Genomic DNA, 17826 nt, shown 5'->3' with positions numbered 1-17826 from the left:
GCGATTACTCCAGCCGGCCGATGGGGTTGAAAGCCTTGACGTGATAGTCGGTGGTCATCGTCGTGCGCAGCTCGCGGCGCTTGAACTTCCACTGCCCATCGACTTTTACGACGCGATCGAAATACTGGCCGTACAGGATGCCGTCGGGACGCTCCTTGGTGTAGCGATGGACCGCCAGCACGATCGAGCGGACGTCCGCTTCGGTCTCGCTGATAAAGTCGACGACAGTATTGGAATTATGGTGGCTGGTGCCCTTGAAGAAGGTGCCGATACCGTCCAGGGTTTTCTTATAGGCTTCGATGCCGACCGCGCCGAAATTGGGAGCGTAGCTGACCTCGCAGTCATCCACGAAGAGCGTCGCCATGTTCACGGGATCGTTCATGTCGAGATAGTAGGAATATTCGAACATCATCCGTTCGATCGCCTGCTGCTCCAAAAGCCGCGATATCTGCTGGTCAGTCATCTTTCGTCATTCTCCTTTGAAAGCGGTAGTCCCTCCCGCTCGCCCCCTCGGCCGAGCGGGCGAGTGAGCGTCAGCGGAACTTGACGCTCAAGGTTGCGCCATAGGTAGCCGGGCGGGCCGGCCAGCGCGTCACGGTGTCGAAGAAGAAGGCGACGTTGTCCCAATAGTAGCTGTTGGTCACGTTCTTGCCCCAGACCTGGAACGACCAGCGGTCATCCTGAGACTTGATGCCTGCCCGCAGATCGAGCGTGCCGTAGTCCTTGATCTCGAACAGGTTCGAGGCGCCGATGAACGCATTGGTCTGGCTACGATAGTTGAGATCCGCGCCACCGAAACCGTTGAGGTTGTCGCTGACCGGGAAGTCCACGCTGAAGCCCGTCGAGATCTGATATTTCGGCGTGTAGGGGAGTGCCGCACCGTCGAAATTCTGTCCGACCGCCAGCGTTTCCGGGTTGAGGCCGGTGTAACGCTTCACCTTGGCGTCGAGATAGGTGAAGTTGGCGTAGGCGCTGAACCAGTCGGCAGGATTGGCCGTCAGTTCCAGTTCGAGACCCTTCACGTTGGACTTGGGCACGTTCACCAGAACGTCGAGCGGACCGAAATTGGGATCGAGCAGTTTCGAGCGGATCTGGCGGTTGCGATAGTCGTAGTAGAAGATCGCGCCATTGGCCTGGAGCGTCCGGTCGATCAGCGACAGCTTGAAGCCCGCTTCATAGGATTGCAGCGATTCCTGACGCACCGGCTGGCTCTGCTGGGTCGTCGATGCCGCGACCGAGGGGAAGCTGCCCGCCTTGTAGCCCTTGGCGACGTTGGCATAGAGCAGGATACCGGGACGCGGCTTATAATCGATGCCCGCACGCCATGAGACGTTATCCTCGTTCAGCTTGCCGACGAACTGGCCGGGCAGGAAAGTCGGATCAGCGCCCAGCAGTCCGGTATTGTCGATGGTCAGGCAGCCCAGCGTCTGTTCGGGCGTGACAGTGATCGGCGACAGGCCGTTTTGCGAACGGAGCAGGTTGGCGAAGAAGGTGTAGAGCGGCGCGAACGGCAGGTTCGAGCCTTCGGCGGCGATGCCGAAGAAGCAGCTGTTCGCTTCCCGCTTGGACTTTGTATAGCGGATACCGCCCTTGAAGGTCAGGTCGCCGACATCATATTCCGCGTTGGCGAAGGCAGCGTAATTCTTCATATTCTGGTTGGCGCGGAAACCAGACCGGAAAATCCCTCCGAATGCCGCGGTGCCGGTATTGATCGTGGAGTCGCGATAGTCGAGCTCCGACCTGTCCTTCGCACGATCGTCGGAATAGTTCAGACCCAGGATGTAGCGGAAGGGGTTGTTGCCGCCATTGGCGATGCGCAGTTCCTGCGAGAAGCTCTTGATGCCGCCGCCGAAGAAGCGGAAATCCGCGTTGTTGAGCGTAGTGCCGTCGCCGTCGAACGCCATCTTCTGCTTGTAATCGACATAGGATGTCAGCGAAGTCACCGAGATATCATCGGTCAGATCATAGTCGATCCGTCCGATCGCCTGCCACATGCTGTTGTCGAGATAAGGATCGATGTTCGTCGAGAAATCAGCCGAGCGGGCATTCTCGGGCGCCAGCGGATATCCTGTGACTGGGTTGCCAGGACCTGCGTTGCGGATGCCGATCAGCTGCAGCGCTGGCGGCTTGCCCTTCTCGAGCCATCCATTGACGTTGAGGTTGACCCGGAGCCGATCGGTCGGTTCCCAGGCAAGGATGATGCGGCCGGCATAATTCTCGCTGCCACCGGTCTTTGCGTCGGTGGTATAGCTTTTCTGCCAGTCATCGGAATGGGTAGCCTTGCCCGAAATGCGAACACCCAGCGTGTCGGAGATCGGTCCGCTGACATAGGCTTCGCCGTCAATGGCGTTGAAACGACCATAGCTTACCGTGCCGCCGGCCTCGAAAGTCTTGGTCGGCTTGGCAGCGATAAAGTTGATCGCGCCACCAGTGGCATTGTTGCCAAAGAGCGTGCCCTGCGGCCCCTTGAGCACTTCAAGGCGGTCGAGGTCGAACCCGACAAGCTTGGTCATGACCGGGAACGGAAGCGGCGCTTCGTCCAGATAGACGCTGACGTCCGGATAGGAGCCAAGCGTCGTGTCGTTGAAGCCTACGCCGCGCAGGGTGTAGACTGGCGTGTTGGATGCGCTGTTGGAAAATACGAGTCCGGGAACGGCCGAGGCGATATCCGTAAGGCTCGCAATCTGGCGATTTTGAAGGGCTTCGCCGCCGATAGCGGTGACCGCAAGACCCACGTCGTTCAGACGCTGTTCGCGCTTTTGCGCCGTAACGACGATGTCGGCCGCACCGCCGCGCGTGGCGGGTTCGTTAGCCTGATCGGCCACCTGCGCGCTGGCAATGCCGGCTGGCAGTGTCGTGATAGCAATGGCTGTAGACGCCAGAAGGCTCATATGGCGCAGCTGCTTGGTAAATGCTCGGGTCAAGCTATCCTCCCTCTCCTATAGGCCGTGTTAAGGCCAGTTCACGTGGGGGACTCAGTATGTCCCTCCATCGTCAACGCTGGAGTTGACACAAGCATATTGAGCCGTCAACACCAGAGTTGAAAAAGCGGAGAAAAAATCATGGCGTTGTCGTCGGGAGTTGGGATTGAGGAGTTCAGCGCGCTGGTAACGGCTGCGGACGTGGATGATGGTGAGGCCCTGCCCGCTATCGATCGGGCGCTTGTCAAACTGGGCCTCGCCTGTGCCCTCCCGTCCCTGAACAAGGCCGCCAGCGGACGTGCGATAACCGAGGCCCTGGCACTTGGGGCCACCACACAGCAGATACAGGAGATCGTCTCTTTGATAGCGGGTCTGGGCGTGCACTCGCTGATGCTGACCTCCAGTCTCATCACGACAGGGGCCGGCCTGACCGAAAGCGACGGCACCATTGCCTTCACCTCAGACGAGCAGAAGATCTGGGACGCCCGCGTCGGAAACGATCCTTTCTGGGATCGGATGGAAGACGAGTTGCCGGGATTTCTGCGCTCGATGCTCAAACTGTCGCAAGCGCAGTTCGAGGCGTTCTTCGACTTCTGCGCGGTGCCGTGGAAAACACGGACGGTGTCGGCCCGCACCAAAGAACTGCTTGCAATGGCTAGCGATGCGATGCCTTCGCACCGGTTCATGCCGGGCTTTAGACTGCACCTGGCCAATGCCATCAAATTGGGGGCCGGACGGCGCGCACTCGAGGACTGCCTGCAACTTGCCGCTCAGACACCGGCACATGTGGGCGTGGATTGAATCAAAAGCGGCATCCCGACCAAATGATCGGAATGCCGCTTTCGCCCCTTAAAGTTCAGGCGTTCACGCCGCGCCAAGCCAGCGTGCCACCATCGATCACATAGGCAGCGCCGGTGATGAAACTGGAATCGTCCGAGGCCAGGAAGCAGGCGAGCTTCGCAATCTCCTCGGGTCGCCCAAGGCGCGGGATGAGATGGGAGCCGGTCATCACGGACAGAATGAGATCCTTGTCCGGCGCCGCCTCGTAATATTTCTGGACCATCGGCGTATCGACAGCGCCAGGACAGTAGCAGTTGCACCTTATGCCATATTTGGCGAGATCGACGGAGGCCGCCTTGGTCAGCATCAGGACGCCACCCTTCGTTGCGCAATAGGCGCCGGCCTGGGGGTAGGATACGAATGCGCCGGTCGATGCCACATTGACGATGGCAGGACCGCGCTTCGACGCCTTGAGATAGGGCGCTGCATATTTGATCGCCAGCCATACGGCGCGCAGATTGATCTCATAGACCTTGTCCCACACGTCGTCAGGCAGGTCCTCGATCGAGGTCTGCGCGGTAAGGTCGGTCTCATGCACGGCAGCGTTGTTGTGCAGCACGTCGATGCCGTCGAACAATTCCGCCGCTTTCGTCATCATCGCCTTGATCTGCTCGGGGTCGCGCAGGTCGCATTGATGCGCTACGCCGACGAACCCTTCCCCGATTATCTGAGCGACAGTTTCCTCGACTGCCTGGAGGTTGATGTCGACGGCGAAGACCTTGCCGCCCTGACGCGCCATTTCGATGGCGCAGGCCCGACCCATGCCGCTTCCGGCGCCCGTGACGATAATGCTCTTGCCTGTGACGCTATTGCCCATTTCCCGTTCCTCAGCTTGCCGGCGAGAGTTCGGGATCGATGACCGCCTTGATCACTTTGCCGTGATGGACTGCGTCCAGGGCCTTGTCGGCATCTTCAATCGCGTAGCGATGCGTCACCAGCGATGCGAGGGGCACCTTGTCCTGCAACTGCGCGGCCAGGTGCATCGCGCCATAATAATGTTTGGGCTTTGGGAAGGTCGCCCCGGCGATCGTGATATTCTTGGTCGTCATGTCGCGAGGGGAGATGGGTTGCGTACCGATCGCTCCCCACAGGCCCAGAATGACGTAGCGGCCATGAATGCCGGTGAGGTCGACACCTTCAGGGAAAGCTGGCAGGAAACCCGCAGCCTCTACGACCAGCGACGGGCCGGAAGGACCGGCGATGTCATATATCTGCCGGCGCCGTTCTTCAGGCGAATCCGACAGCGAGACTGTTGCTGTCGCGCCCAGACTCCGCGCCACCTCCAGCTTGCTCTCGACACCGTCGATGACGATCACGTCCCTGGCGCCGGCCTGTTTGGCGACGAGGACGGCCGACAGGCCCACCGGTCCGGCGCCCTGTACAACGACTGTTTCGCCGAGACGAACCGGTCCGCAGCGGTCAAAGCCGCGCAGCACGGTTGGCAGCGCGCAACCCAACGCCGCGACGGCAAGCGGATCTGCGCCGTCCGGAAGCTTGAAAAAGGCAAGGCCATTGGGCAGCCAGGCGAAGTCGGCATAGCTGCCCCAATTGGGCTTGCTGGCGTCTTCGAAAAACCGCGAATTCTCGCAAGGAGTTTCGTCGAGGACGTTGCAGCTGTGGCAGCGATGACAGGCGGAAATCGGCGACCAGTAGACAAGGTCGCCCGGCTTGACTGGCACGCCGGCATAATCGGTATCAAAGCCACCGAGCTTCTCGATCCGTCCGATACCTTCATGGCCCAGGATGATGGGGAACGGCATGACACCGGCCTGTCCCGTGGTAATGTGGACGTCGCTGCCGCACACGCCGCCCAGCACGATGCGCACCAGCGCCCCGCCATGCTCGGGTTCGACCACCGGCACGTCCCACGTTTCCAGTTTGTTGGGTTCCACCAGGACGGTGGCGCGGCCGGTTGCCATTTTCTCTCTCCTTACGATCGGCCTCGTTGGCCCTGTCGGAATCTTAGTGACGCAAAACGCAGACGGGCCCCCTGCCCGCTACACTCCCGCCCTTGCCTCGTGCAGTCAGCAAGGACGGGAACAGGTAGCGCGCCTCCAAGGATGCGCTGTTTGCGGGTTCAGTCGATGCCGGGCATCCGCACCTTCGGTGCGACTTCCGACGCGAACCGGCGCAACGACTCTTCCCAGGGCTTGGGATCGTCGATGCTGTCATGCTGGTTATAGACCAACTGGCCCCAGCCGCCGACCTTGTCGGCAAGGGCTTCGAGCTTCTCGATCGCAGTTTCGGGCGAGCCGCACAGCACCACATGCTCGGCGAGGAAATCCTCGTCGATATCGTCGGGCGTCAGATCCTTGCCTGAGTCCTGGATGATGCCGTTGAACAGGCCGAACTTGACGTAGATTTCCTTGAGATAATGCTTCCACGTCTGGGCGAGGCCGCTGGCAAGGAAGCGCCGTTTGGCCTCCGCATCGGTGTCCGCGATGAAGACATCGCGGCAAACACGATAGCGTTTGCGATCGGGTGTACGCCCCTTCGATTCCATCGCCGTCGCCCAGGTATCCCAGTGCGCCTTCATCTGCGGGGTACCGCCGAAGAAGGAAATAGGCGAGTAATCGCGCTCGCCGGCGAAACGCATCGACGACGAATTTTGCGACAAGCCGGTGACGGCGATTTCGAGCTTGTCGCGGCCGCCATAAGGACTGTTGTCGGCGATGACGACATTATATTCCGGCATCGTCGCGTCGCCGGGGAAGCCCGCCTTGAAGAACTTCCCCTTCTCGAGGAACGGTTTTCCTTCCCACACGCGCTCCATCAGATGCAACGCCTCCAACTGCATTGGCGGCAGTTCGGAGATGCTCTCGAAGCCATGAAGAATGGCATCGGTATGGTGGCCGCCCGGCGCCACGCCTAGGAAGTAACGTCCTTCCATCACCTGGCTTAGCCAGCCGATGCGGATCGCGAGCGTGGCAGGGTCGTGATAGGGCAGCAGATGCGCCATCGGTGCGAAGCGAATCTGCTTAGTCGTCTGGGCGCAAGCAGCAATGATGGCCTCGGGCATGGGAATATTTTCCCAGCCAAGGGTGTAATGTTCGCCGATCATGAAATCGGCATAGCCTGCCTCATCGGCGATCCGCGCTATGTCGAGCGCCCAGTCGAAAACCTGCCGCGCCGTCCGGCTCGGCGGATTGTAGGGGGTCATGAAGATGCCGCACTGCATTGCCATTTTACTCTCCTAATCTTTTCTGCGCGCGTGGGGCTGGTTCAGACGAAGGTGCCTTCGGCATCCTTCGTCGAGAAGCGCGGCGCGACCTTGCTGATGAACTTCTCCAGTTCTTCCTGATTGGCTTCAGGCTCCAGATGCCCCTGTCCGAACATGAGGAAGAGTTCGTCGAAGCCGAGGCGATCATGCGCCCGGCCAATCTTGTCGGCGATCTCGTCGGCCGAGCCGATCAGGACGTTTGGCGGGCGCTGGCCGAGCGGAATGAACCATTCGTCCCAGAACCACATATGCTCTTCCATGAGCTTGGCCGCATGATCCTTGTCGTCGGTCAGCATGAGGAAGCCTCCCCAGGCCGATGCATCCGTCCTCGTAACCTCGCGGCCATTCTTGGCGGCGGTCGCGATGTAGCGATTGTTCAGTTGCTCGCAAAAGTCGATATTGTCGGAAAGAACGATCAGCTTCCCGCCTTCCTCGGCCCAGAAGTCGATCGTGCGGCCGGACGCCGCGAAGCCGCCATAGATCGGCGGATGGGGGCGCTGATAGGGCAGCGGCGCGATGCCGATCTGCTGGACGCGACCATTCTCGTCCTGGCCCTTGCCATATTTGGCATAAGCGGGATGGCCGGTGGAGCCGCCCTCTGGCGGAAACTGCCAGTTGTCGCCCTTGTGGCTGAACACATCGTTGGTCCAGGCCTTCTTAACGACGCGCACGCCTTCTTCGAACAGCGAGCGGTTGCGCGCATCCTGCTCGTCGCGCGCCTTCACATTGTCGGGGGTCGTGGCACTGACACCTTCCTTGATACCGTAGGCGTCCACCCAGCGTGCATGATAGCCGCGCGTGAAGCCACAGTAGAGGCGGCCTTGCAGCATATGATCGAGCGTCGCGATTTCCTCCGCGACGCGAACCGGATTGTGGGTGGTCATGGTGTAGCCCATGATGCCGGCCTTCATCCTCTTGCTGTGCTGCCCGACGAACAGGCTGAACATGCCAGGGTGATTGTTGGCCTCGAAACCCTCGATCTGAAGGTGATGTTCGGGTTGGCAATAGCCGTAGAAACCAAGCTCGTCGGCGAGTTGTACATAGCCCTTAACCTCATCGAGGAAGCGCTGATACAGTTCCGGCCGCTGACCGGCCATGCCCTGCTCGATTTCATGACGGCGACCGACAACACCGGTCTGCATAAGATGAAACTTCATACCTCTCCATCCCCAAAGGAGCTTTCATGCTCCCCCGCTATTAGGGTTGATCCTGTGTCGACCCCCTAATCCAATCCCCTTTCGGAAGACTTGTCAACTCTCGTGTTGACGACCCCTAATTTTTTTTCGCATAAGTGCATTCGGCTCGATGATGCTGTGCGAAGCTGCACGGCCTGGAGCGGAGAGGAACATGATGGATCGTCCGATCACGACCGAAGTTTCAACCTTGGGGGACCTGCTTTTCCGGGCAGCGGCAATCGCTCCGGAGCGTGATGCTCTGGTGCTGCCCGGCCAGCGCGCCACCTATTCGGCTATGCGCGATGGGGCTGTTCGAGTCGCACGATCGCTGACGGCTCTGGGCGTCCGCCGTGGCGAACATGTCGGCCTGCTGATCCCCAATTGCGTGGAATTCGCCGAAGCCATTCTTGGCGTTGCGCTGCTCGGCTGCGTTGCCGTACCGCTGAACGCGCGCCACAAGGCGACGGAATTGGGATATATCATCCGCAATGCCGATCTGGTGGCGATCCTGACGAGCCGACATCCCGACGATCCGGTGGATTTCCCGGCGGTTCTGGCAAGCGGGCTGGAAGGAGAACCGGCACCTCATCTTGAGCATATCGTGCTCGTACGCGGCAGCGGCGGCGCGGGCGTGATGGACGTCGCAACTTTCCATGCGCTGGCCGACCATATCGAGCCGTCGGCTATCGAAACCAGGCGGCGGCAAGTCCGGGTGCGCGATGCTGCGCTCATCATCTACACCTCTGGCACGACGGCCAACCCGAAGGGCTGCGTCCTGAGCCATGAGGCGGTCACGCGCGGACCGGTGGAACGGGCAAGATACAGACTGAAATCGCCGGGCCATGATGTCGTTTGGGGTGCTGGCCCACTCTTCCACATCGGCACATTCGCCCCGTTCGTGGGATGCCTCGGAGTCGCAGGCACGTTCCTGACCGACGGCTATTTCGATGCCGGCCGGGCGCTTCAGCTCATGTATGACGAAAAGGTCACCCTGACATGGCCGTGGTTCCCGGCGATCATGCAGGGACTTATTGGGCATCAGAGTTTCGATCCGGCAAAACTCACCAGCATGCGGCATCTGTGCATCATCGCGCCGCCTGCGCAGGTCGATTTGGTCCAGACCCTGCTTCCAAGCTGCGAAGTGATACAGGGCTGCGGCATGACCGAAACAGCCGGCGTTTTCGCATTGAGCGATCCGGACGAAGATCGGGTGTCGCGATCAACCACGAATGGAAAGGCGAGCCCTGGCATCGAGATTCGCATTGTGGATCCGGAAACCGGCATCGACCTTCCCGACGGCACGCTCGGCGAAATCTGGGTGCGTGGCTATAATGTGATGGAGGGGTATTGGGCAGCGCCGGAGAAAACGGCGGAAGCCCTCACGCCTGACGGTTGGCTCAAGACCGGCGATTTGTATACGCGCCTTCCCGGTGGAAGCCTGGTCTTTGGCGGTCGCTACAAGGACATGCTGAAGGTCGGTGGCGAAAATGTCGCCGCTGTCGAGATCGAGGCCTTTCTCGCTACGCATCCGGCAGTCAAGACTGTTGAGGTAGTCGGCCGTTTCGACATCCGCCTCGATGAAGTTCCGGTTGCGTTCGTCGAAATTCATCCGGGACATGACATCGACGAAGAGGGCCTCATCGCGCACTGCCGGGGCCGGATCGCAAGCTACAAGGTCCCGCGCGCGATCATATTTCTTGCTGCGTCCGACTGGCCGATGTCCGCCACGAAGATCGACAAGCGAGCGCTGCGGGATCGGCTTAAAGAGCCGGCTTCATGAGCGAGCCCAAGGCTATCGTTGCCGCGTTTCTGGATAGTTTTTCGTAGGGCGATGTAGAGGCGATCCTCGAATATCTGACCGAAGACGCGACATGGTGGATCTTGGGGAATCTGGACGGCATGTCCGGGACGATCGACAAGGCCACGCTGGGCAGTTTGCTGCGGAACGTAAAACCGCTCTATCTCGATGGGGCGTTGACGATCACGCCGTCGAGCATGATCAGCGAAGATCGACAAGTGTCAGTGGAAGCGACCTCATATGCAAGGCTGTGCGACGGTCGCGTCTATGCCAATGCCTATCATTTCAGGTTCGATCTCGACGGGGACCGGATCCGCAGCGTGCGGGAATATTCCGACACACAGCATATGCTGGAGATATTCGGACAGCAATCCGAGGTTGGCGTGCTGGGCGACCTCAGCCGCTGACGGCGCTGAGGACCGGCGGCGATGGAAGCATCTTCGCACGGCCTGCGTCCGTGAGCGCTCCGCCCGTATAGATCGACCAGAATGTTTCGGCGACCTGTCGTCCTGTCAGGCTGCCGCCCGGTACGAACCAGCGATGCGTCCAGTTCAGCATTCCGAACAGAGCATTCTCATGGAGACGGGGCGGTATGTCCGATCGCAGATCGCCATCCTCGATACCCTCCTTAATGAAATCGATCAGCATCCGGTCGAACAAACGCGTACGCTTCATGATCAACTGCGCCCATTCGGTTTCCTGCACGCCGACCTGATGCATCTGCTCCTGGATATAGACGAAAGTCGCCGGATAATTTTCTTCATAGCTCGTCATCAGGATCACGAAGATCTGATGCAGCCGCTGCATGCCGGTGAGTGCGTCATTCGCACGCAATTCCTCCGCGGCAGCGATGGCCGTGTCTAGGACACCCCCAACGATATCCTGCAGCAATTCCTCCTTACTGCCGGCGTAATAATAGATGGTGGCCCGATCGAGACCAGCTTCTCGGGCGACATCCACGAGCCGCGTGGAATGGAAGCCCTGCTGCTTGAACAAAGTGGCGGCCGCGCCCAGCACCTCCGCCCGCTTGGCGACATAATCGGCGCTGTCTTTTGCACGAGCCGTCCGCCGGCGTTTAGAAATGTTGCTGCTTTTATCATTCATGTCCCCGAACTTGCACTCAACACACGTGGGAGGCAAGCGGCCTCATCAACGTCAACGTCGGCGTTGACGAAATCCGGCTTTCATATAAGATGAAATCTGGAGAGGAATAAGTGAGTCTAAGCCATTTCCCTGTGAACCCGGAATATGGGACCGGCTGCTTTCGGCGGCTGGTTCGAACATTCCGCGTGTCCGGAAAAATCCTCGTTACGCTCGACGATACCCATCATTCGATGTGGCTGGTCATGCATCATGCCAATGGGCATGTAACTGATATCGAGGCGCGAGTGGCGCGTGGACCGGCGACCAGCTGTGGTTCGGCCGACCGTCCGCTCGGCAAGTTGAAAGGCCTGCCTGTCGATGGTGACATGCTGGCGTTCCGCGAGCGTTTGCCACCTGTTCTCAACTGCACGCATCTGATGGATTTGGCATATTGGGCGTTCAGGAACGCCACCAGCCAGACGCCGCTCAAGCGCGAGGTTCTCATCGAGATACCCGACGAAGCTGGTGCGCCGGTATGGATCAAGGTCGAGCGAGACGGGGCGATCGTCCACAACTGGTACGTTCAGGATCACCATATAGTCGAGCCACCGAAACTTGCTGGCAAACCGATGATGAAAGGCTTTGCGTCGTGGGCACGCGAGCAGTTCAGCGGGGACGACCTCGATCTGGCGATCATGCTGCAGCGAGGTGTTTTCGTCGCCCGAGGCCGGCGGCATCTGGTTGATCTTTCGCCGGCCGTGCCACTCAACGCTGCGCCAGCGATGCGCGACGCCTGCCACAGCTATTCCCAGGACCATTTCGACACCGCGACCAGCATCGTCGGCTACGTCCGGGACTTTACCGACGGCGTCGCCGTCGCCTCACTTCCACCGCATGTTACCGCATATTTCAAAGGCTTTTTCCAATGACTGACTATGGTGAAATTGCGCCGATCGAAGAGATCATCGAGGATGCGCGCAACGGGCTTCCCTATATTCTCGTGGATGCGCCGGATCGCGAAAACGAAGGCGACATCATCATTCCCGCGCAGTTCGCGACACCGCGGATCATCACCTTCATGGCGACCCATGCCCGTGGCCTGATCTGCCTGGCGATCACAAACGAACGCGCCAAGCAACTCGATCTGCGGCCGATGGCAACCCGCAACGAAAGCGGTCATGGTACGGCGTTCACCGTCTCGATCGAAGCCCGCGAAGGGGTTTCAACCGGGATCTCGGCGCATGACCGGGCTCATACCATTGCCGTAGCGGTGGCCCCCTCCAAGCAGGCGCATGATATCGTCTCGCCCGGACATGTGTTCCCGCTTACCGCCCGCGACGGCGGCGTGCTGGTTCGCGCTGGCCATACCGAGGCAGCCGTCGATATCTCGCGTCTGGCTGGCCTCACGCCTGCTGGCGTCATTTGCGAGGTCATGAATGACGACGGCACGATGAGTCGCTTGCCTGATCTTCTGCGCTTCGCTCGCGAACACAAGATGAAGGTCGGGACGATATCCGACCTTATCGCCTACCGTCGACGTCTTGAGACGTTGGTAGAGCGCGTGGCTGAGGCGCCGTTCGAGAGTTGGCATGGTGACTTCCAGGTGATCGTCTATCGCAACAAGATAGACGGCGCCGAGCATGTCGCGCTCGTCCGGGGCTCGCCTACGAAGGATAAACCGACGCTGGTGCGCGTGCATCAGCTGGATCTGACGGCGGATATTCTGGGCTGGCGGGAAGCACATCGCAACTATGTCCCGACAGCACTGGCTGCACTTTCGGAGTATGACGGGCCAGCCGTGGCGGTGTTCGTATCCGATCCCAATCCGTCATCGATTTCGGAGCGGATCAAGGGCAACCGCAAAGCCTATTCCGACACGCACGGCTATCGCGACTACGGTATCGGAGCGCAGATGTTGCTTGATCTGGGGGTAGGAGAAATGATCCTTCTCACCTCAAGCCCGACGAAAATGACTGCGCTGGAAGGCTTTGGTCTGAAGGTGGTGGCCAAGCGACCGCTTGTTGAGCCGGCCATGCGCCTGGTGCAGTCGCAGGCTTGACTTGTATCGCCATCGGGAATGCCGGCTCGCCGGCATTCCCCTGAAGCGCATGCAGCGCCCGGTGACCTGACGCGATAAGCCAACATACACTGCTCGAACGACGTACGGAGCGCGACCGGTAGGGCGCGCTCCGCAGTTTAGTCGTCCTATCGGGTAAGGTCAGTCTTCAGGCGCGATCGTCAACGCCATCCCGTTCATGCCCGCATTGACCACGAGCTGACAGGCCAGACGCGAGCGCTCGTTCCGGTGATCGGAACTGTCCAACAGGTCGTTTTCATCATCGGAGAGCGCGGGCAGCCGGTCTTCAAACTCCTCAGCCACATAGACATGGCAGGTCGCGCAGGAACAGCATCCGCCACATAGCGCCAGCAGCTCGTCGATCCCGGCGTCCCTCACCGCTTCCATTACGCTGATGCCTTCAACCACTTCGATTATGCGCGACTCGCCCGTTCGCGTCATGACATTGATACTCGGCATAAGTTCAGCGCTCCGACCAGATAAGAGGGACATTGTCGACAGCTGCAACAATGCCGGAATGATAGATAGGCTGCGCTCCTGGCTTCATGGCGAAGGTGGGAATGCGCTTGAGCCATTCCTCGATGGTGACGATCACTTCCATGCGCGCAAGGTGGAGGCCGGCGCAGCGATGAGGACCACCGCCGAAGGTGCTGTGCGAGATGCCGCGACGTTCGAGATTGATGCGCCAGGGATCGTCGTTCAACTGGTCGTCCAGGCCATGCAATGCGGTCGGCAGCAAGATCATGTCGCCCCGCTTGAGTTCGATACCACGGAAATCCTGGTCCTTCGCGACCATGCGTGCCTCGGAAACCACCGGAAAACGCCGAAACATCTCTTCCGCGCTGCGCATCAGCTTCAGCGGATCAGCGCGCAATTCCTCGACGACCTGCGGGTTCTTCGCAAGGTGAATCATCATGAAGCTGAGGAAGTTCACGACCGTATCGAGACCACCCAGCAGAAGCAGGGAAATGAGACCGAGCGCCTTGTCGTGCGTGATCCGCTCGCCGTTGATCTCGGCATTCACCATGACGGTGATCAGATCTTCGCCCTCCTTGCCTCGACGGGCCTGGATGATCGGCTCGACATAGGCGAAGAAGCCCTTATTGCCTTCCTCAAGATGCTTGGCCATTTCCTCGGGCGTGTTGCCCTCCGGGCGCGTCATCATCTTGGCGAAGCGGCTGAGCGTAGGCACGTCGCTTTCGGGGAGGTCTGCAAGCGCCATGAAGACCCTTACAGGGAAGACATTGGCATATTCGGCCGAGAAGTCGCATTCGCCCCGGCTGACGAAACTGTCGATGAGATCGACCGCGACCTCGCGCACTTTCGATTCAACCTTGCGAATCTGGGCGAGGCTCAAGCCCTTGTCGAGCGCCTTGCGGTAAGGCGTATGCTCGGGCGGGTCCATGCGGGTCGGGACCATCTCATATTTTTCGCCAGCTTCCTTCGGCAGGAAAATGACCTCGCTCGAGAAGCGGGTAGGATCACTGTAGACCTCGCGGACGGTATCCCCATTGGTCGCGATCCAGTGACCGCCGGTAAAGGGGGTCCAGATGAGATCTGGCATGTCGGGCTTGGGGATATTCTTCCACGCCTCATGATAGCCCTGCTCGATGCCTTCGAGCGCATACATGTCGATTTCATGCACATATTGCTCGGGAATATGCTCCGGGCGGGGAGCGCGGGCGCGCGACATCGTTTCAGGGACATGTTCAGGCATCGTAGCCAAGATCGCTCTCCTTATCTCAACATGCCCAGCCGTTCCCGGGCCATGCGTGTTCTTTACACGCACGAAAAATGCCGCGCAAGAAGTTTCAACGCTGGCGTTGATCCGAAACATTTGCGCCGAACGCGGTCACGCGCTTAGGTAGTCGACATGAAGATGCGCGAACTAGAAGAGCGGACCGGTGTTGATCGCGAGGTCATACGGATCATGATCCGTGAAGGCCTGCTGCCCGAGCCACAGCGCCCAGCGCGCAATGCTGCGGAATATGACGAGGGTCACGTCAGCGGCATCGCCACGATCAGGCATTTGCAACAGACTTCGCGCATGACGCTCAAGGAGATCAGATCCGCCCTGTCGGGGGAAGCGCTCGAACGCCCAGGTCCCGCATCGGCTTACAGTCACCTGGAGGCTTTGCTGTCACGCTCTTTCGGACTGGAGCATCCGACATCGGTCTCTTTGCAAAGCCTTTGCGAGCGCTATCCCCGCGCCGAACGCGATGCCCGTGCGTTCGAGGCCATGGGTATGCTGACGCTTTTGCCGACCGAGAGCGGTTGCAGCCTCAGCCTGACCGATGCGCGACTTGTGGAAATATGGGGAAAGATACGGGAAGCGGGATTTGTCGAGGAGCAGGGCTTCCCTCCGGAAAATATCAGCTTCTATCGCGAAGCCGCGGAACTGGTCGCCCGGCATGAGGCATCGATATTCTTCAGCGGGTCGGATGGCGCGATCAGTGAAGAAGATGCCGCCAGGATGCTCCAGATAGCTCTGCCACTAATGCTCGATTTCTTCGGCCTTCTTCGGATCAAGGCTTTTATGACCAACATACATCGGTCCCTCGAGACGGGCGACCGCTAGGCCGTCGCGGCTCTCTTCCGATCCAGACATCGTGCCAGCAAACGCAAGAAGGGATTTTCGACCGCCAAACCCCTTTCGATTAGGCTGGTTAGAAGCAACTGGAACGGTTACGGACAATATTGTCCGGATAAGACGAATGGAATTGGGTGTGCGCAGAGATGCCAAAGATCGGCGTGAGCGGATTATCGCAGCGGCGGCGACGATATTCGCGAGGCACGGATATGCCGTGGCGCTTGATGCGATCGCTGCGGAGGCTTCCGTCGGCCGTACTACGCTCTACCGGAATTTTGCCGATCGATACGCGCTCGCTCTTGCGGTTATGGAACGTCGCATCGAGGATGTCGCGGCAATAGCGGACGAACATCACGACCGGCCCGACACCTTTCTCCTGATGGTCAGGAAGATGTGCGAGAGCCGCACCGATTACGCAGCGCTGGCCAACGCAGTAGCCATCCAGCATGGCGCCGAAGGTCGCCAGGCAATCGCCGTGCTGCGCGCTCGCATGGAGGGGGTCTGCTCCGTTCCGATCGCACGCGCCCAGCGTGCCGGTCTTATTCGATCCGACTTCGCTATCACCGAAGTTCACCGCCTCACCATGATGCTGGCGGCCGGCGCGACGGAATGGGATCAGGACGACCGCGATCGCGAATTCGATCGCGCCCTGCGCCTCGTCATGGAAGGGCTGCAGCCACCCACGGCCGCGCGGAAAAAATAAATCATCAACATTGGCGTTGACGAATCGCTTAATAAGCGGTCATTTATGTCCGGTAACGACGAGAGCTGCTGTGAAAGGCTGCCCATAACCCTGCCCTGACGTCTGCTTTCCATGCGCGTCAGGCCCCCGGCACAGGAGAGATGCGTGATGAAGTGCGGATTGTTTCACACCCCCTACAACCAGCCTCAGCGGACCCCGAAGCAGATCTTCGATTGGTCCATCGAGCTGGCGCAGATATGCGACAAGGCGGGATTTTCTGACTTTCTGGTGGGCGAGCATTACACTCTCGCCCTGGAAAACATTCCCATGCCCGAGGCGATCATCGCATCTGCCGCGATGGTAACGGAAAAGCTTCGGTTCGCGCCGATGGCGCACCTTCTCCCTTACCACGACCCTGCAACGCTCGCGATCCGCATCGGTTGGCTCAGTCAGGTGCTCGAAGGACGTTACTATCTCGGCGTCGGCCCAGGCGGTCACCATACCGACGCGATCCTGCACGGCTTCGAGAATCTGTCGCAATTGCCCGCACGGCAGATTGAGGCGCTCACGATCATGGAGAAGGTCTGGCAGGAAGAGCCGTTCCGCTTCGCAGGTGATTTCTACAGAGCAGGATTTCCTGGTCCTGGCGATATGCCCGGCTATGACGTGACCATCGCCAAGAACGGATTATGGAAAGAGTCGCCGTTCGAAATCGCCGTCACCGCGCTCTCGGCCAATTCGAACTCGATGAAGTTCGCCGGTGAGCGCAATTACAGCCCGATCTCGTTTTTTGGTGGTGTCGATCAAATGATTTCGCACTGGGAAACCTGGTCGACCGCCATGCGAGAAGCGGGCTTTACGCCGGAACGGGAGCGGCTTCGCGTCTGTCGCGAGGTGTTCGTCGCGGATACTGATGCGGAAGCGAAGCGCCGAGCGATCTCAGGCGGCCTTGGCTACAGCTGGGAGCATTATCTCCTGCCGATCTACAAGAAGTTCAAGCTGCTCGACGGGATCATCAAGGATTCTGGGGTCGATATCAGCGCAGATGAAGTCGACATGGATTTCCTTGCCGAGCACGTGTGGCTCTGCGGTTCGAGCGAAACCGTGACACAGAAGATCGAGGCTCTTGTCGACAAGGTCGGGCCATGGGGCATGCTGTGCATCAATTCGCATGACAATATTGACGACATGGCCCCCGCAAATGAGTCGCTCCAGCGCTTTGCGCAAGAGGTCATGCCAAAAGTGGGAGCGTCTGTTCCTGCCTGACGCATGACATCTCCATCAAGAAGACGGCGTCCACCGCTCTTGATGCAGCTTTCGAACCTCTTCGTCCAGATTTGCAGAACCGTTCCGCTGGTAAACCCAACGCGCGACGCGGAACCAGCGGGTCGGACTGACGGGCTTCGAGGCAGACGAAAAACCTATCTCGCGCCGACCGTC

At 59.6% G+C, this 17826-nt stretch carries 17 protein-coding genes; 8 read left to right on the top strand and 9 right to left on the bottom strand.

Annotated elements, in window-relative coordinates; all coding sequences use genetic code 11:
• Positions 1-4: 4 nt before the first annotated feature.
• Together SBA_RS09845 and SBA_RS09840 are read right to left on the bottom strand one after the other, a co-directional pair.
• Positions 5-463 carry a nuclear transport factor 2 family protein gene (locus SBA_RS09845; RefSeq protein WP_261934282.1) on the bottom strand — a complete coding sequence of 153 codons (459 nt, stop codon included), beginning with the start codon at positions 461-463 and terminating at the stop codon, positions 5-7.
• A 70-nt stretch (positions 464-533) separates the two neighbouring features.
• The gene (locus SBA_RS09840; RefSeq protein ID WP_261934281.1) at positions 534-2924 is read right to left on the bottom strand and encodes a TonB-dependent receptor; all 2391 of its coding nucleotides are present in this window, start codon (positions 2922-2924) and stop codon (positions 534-536) included.
• 138 nt (positions 2925-3062) lie between these two features.
• On the opposite strand from SBA_RS09840, the gene SBA_RS09835 reads away from it, so the two are divergent.
• Complete coding sequence (locus tag SBA_RS09835; RefSeq protein WP_261934280.1) at positions 3063-3722, top strand: carboxymuconolactone decarboxylase family protein; 660 nt, start codon at positions 3063-3065, stop codon at positions 3720-3722.
• A gap of 55 nt (positions 3723-3777) precedes the next feature.
• Here SBA_RS09835 and SBA_RS09830 read toward each other — a convergent pair whose 3' ends face one another.
• The 4 genes from SBA_RS09830 to SBA_RS09815 all read right to left on the bottom strand — a co-directional run bounded on the left by SBA_RS09830 (position 3778) and on the right by SBA_RS09815 (position 8138).
• The gene (locus SBA_RS09830; protein ID WP_261934279.1) at positions 3778-4578 is read right to left on the bottom strand and encodes an SDR family NAD(P)-dependent oxidoreductase; all 801 of its coding nucleotides are present in this window, start codon (positions 4576-4578) and stop codon (positions 3778-3780) included.
• 10 nt (positions 4579-4588) lie between these two features.
• Positions 4589-5680 carry a zinc-binding dehydrogenase gene (locus tag SBA_RS09825; RefSeq protein WP_261934278.1) on the bottom strand — a complete coding sequence of 364 codons (1092 nt, stop codon included), beginning with the start codon at positions 5678-5680 and terminating at the stop codon, positions 4589-4591.
• Positions 5681-5838: 158 nt separating this feature from the next.
• Entirely contained in the window at positions 5839-6945 is a 1107-nt protein-coding gene (locus SBA_RS09820; RefSeq protein WP_261934277.1) for an LLM class flavin-dependent oxidoreductase, read from the bottom strand.
• A gap of 38 nt (positions 6946-6983) precedes the next feature.
• Entirely contained in the window at positions 6984-8138 is a 1155-nt protein-coding gene (locus SBA_RS09815; RefSeq protein ID WP_261934276.1) for an LLM class flavin-dependent oxidoreductase, read from the bottom strand.
• A gap of 148 nt (positions 8139-8286) precedes the next feature.
• On the opposite strand from SBA_RS09815, the gene SBA_RS09810 reads away from it, so the two are divergent.
• Both SBA_RS09810 and SBA_RS09805 read left to right on the top strand, forming a co-directional pair.
• Positions 8287-9936, top strand: a complete 1650-nt coding sequence (locus SBA_RS09810; protein WP_315975765.1) for a class I adenylate-forming enzyme family protein — start codon at positions 8287-8289, stop codon at positions 9934-9936.
• 119 nt (positions 9937-10055) lie between these two features.
• On the top strand, positions 10056-10361 hold the full coding sequence (locus SBA_RS09805) for a nuclear transport factor 2 family protein (protein WP_261934275.1): 306 nt from the start codon (positions 10056-10058) through the stop codon (positions 10359-10361).
• Here the strand turns inward: SBA_RS09805 and SBA_RS09800 are convergent.
• A complete protein-coding gene (locus SBA_RS09800; protein WP_261934274.1) occupies positions 10351-11058 on the bottom strand; it encodes a TetR/AcrR family transcriptional regulator in 708 nt (235 codons plus the stop codon). The two genes, SBA_RS09805 and SBA_RS09800, sit on opposite strands and share 11 nt — an antisense overlap.
• A 110-nt stretch (positions 11059-11168) precedes the next feature.
• On the opposite strand from SBA_RS09800, the gene SBA_RS09795 reads away from it, so the two are divergent.
• Positions 11169-11966 (top strand): DUF2889 domain-containing protein, encoded by a 798-nt coding sequence (locus SBA_RS09795; RefSeq protein WP_261934273.1) that lies wholly within the window; start codon positions 11169-11171, stop codon positions 11964-11966.
• Entirely contained in the window at positions 11963-13096 is a 1134-nt protein-coding gene (gene ribB, locus SBA_RS09790) for a 3,4-dihydroxy-2-butanone-4-phosphate synthase (RefSeq protein WP_261934272.1), read from the top strand. Before SBA_RS09795 ends, ribB begins: the two co-directional genes overlap by 4 nt.
• 159 nt (positions 13097-13255) lie before the next feature.
• On the opposite strand, the gene SBA_RS09785 is transcribed toward ribB, so the two are convergent.
• Positions 13256-13573, bottom strand: coding sequence for a 2Fe-2S iron-sulfur cluster-binding protein (locus tag SBA_RS09785; protein ID WP_009821815.1), 318 nt, complete (start codon positions 13571-13573; stop codon positions 13256-13258).
• A gap of 4 nt (positions 13574-13577) precedes the next feature.
• Positions 13578-14831, bottom strand: coding sequence for a cytochrome P450 (locus SBA_RS09780; RefSeq protein WP_066602705.1), 1254 nt, complete (start codon positions 14829-14831; stop codon positions 13578-13580).
• A 156-nt stretch (positions 14832-14987) separates the two neighbouring features.
• On the opposite strand from SBA_RS09780, the gene SBA_RS09775 reads away from it, so the two are divergent.
• From SBA_RS09775 to SBA_RS09765, 3 genes are all read left to right on the top strand, one after another.
• On the top strand, positions 14988-15692 hold the full coding sequence (locus SBA_RS09775; protein WP_261934271.1) for a MerR family transcriptional regulator: 705 nt from the start codon (positions 14988-14990) through the stop codon (positions 15690-15692).
• A gap of 136 nt (positions 15693-15828) precedes the next feature.
• On the top strand, positions 15829-16407 hold the full coding sequence (locus tag SBA_RS09770) for a TetR/AcrR family transcriptional regulator (protein ID WP_009821818.1): 579 nt from the start codon (positions 15829-15831) through the stop codon (positions 16405-16407).
• Positions 16408-16554: 147 nt separating this feature from the next.
• Complete coding sequence (locus SBA_RS09765) at positions 16555-17652, top strand: LLM class flavin-dependent oxidoreductase (RefSeq protein WP_261936713.1); 1098 nt, start codon at positions 16555-16557, stop codon at positions 17650-17652.
• The last annotated feature ends 174 nt before the right edge of the window (positions 17653-17826 follow it).

It is taken from the genome of Sphingomonas bisphenolicum, from assembly GCF_024349785.1.
GTDB classification, from domain to species: domain Bacteria; phylum Pseudomonadota; class Alphaproteobacteria; order Sphingomonadales; family Sphingomonadaceae; genus Sphingobium; species Sphingobium bisphenolicum.
The sequence above is the reverse complement of the archived record's forward strand: the minus strand, read 5'-3'. Positions and strand labels throughout refer to the sequence as shown.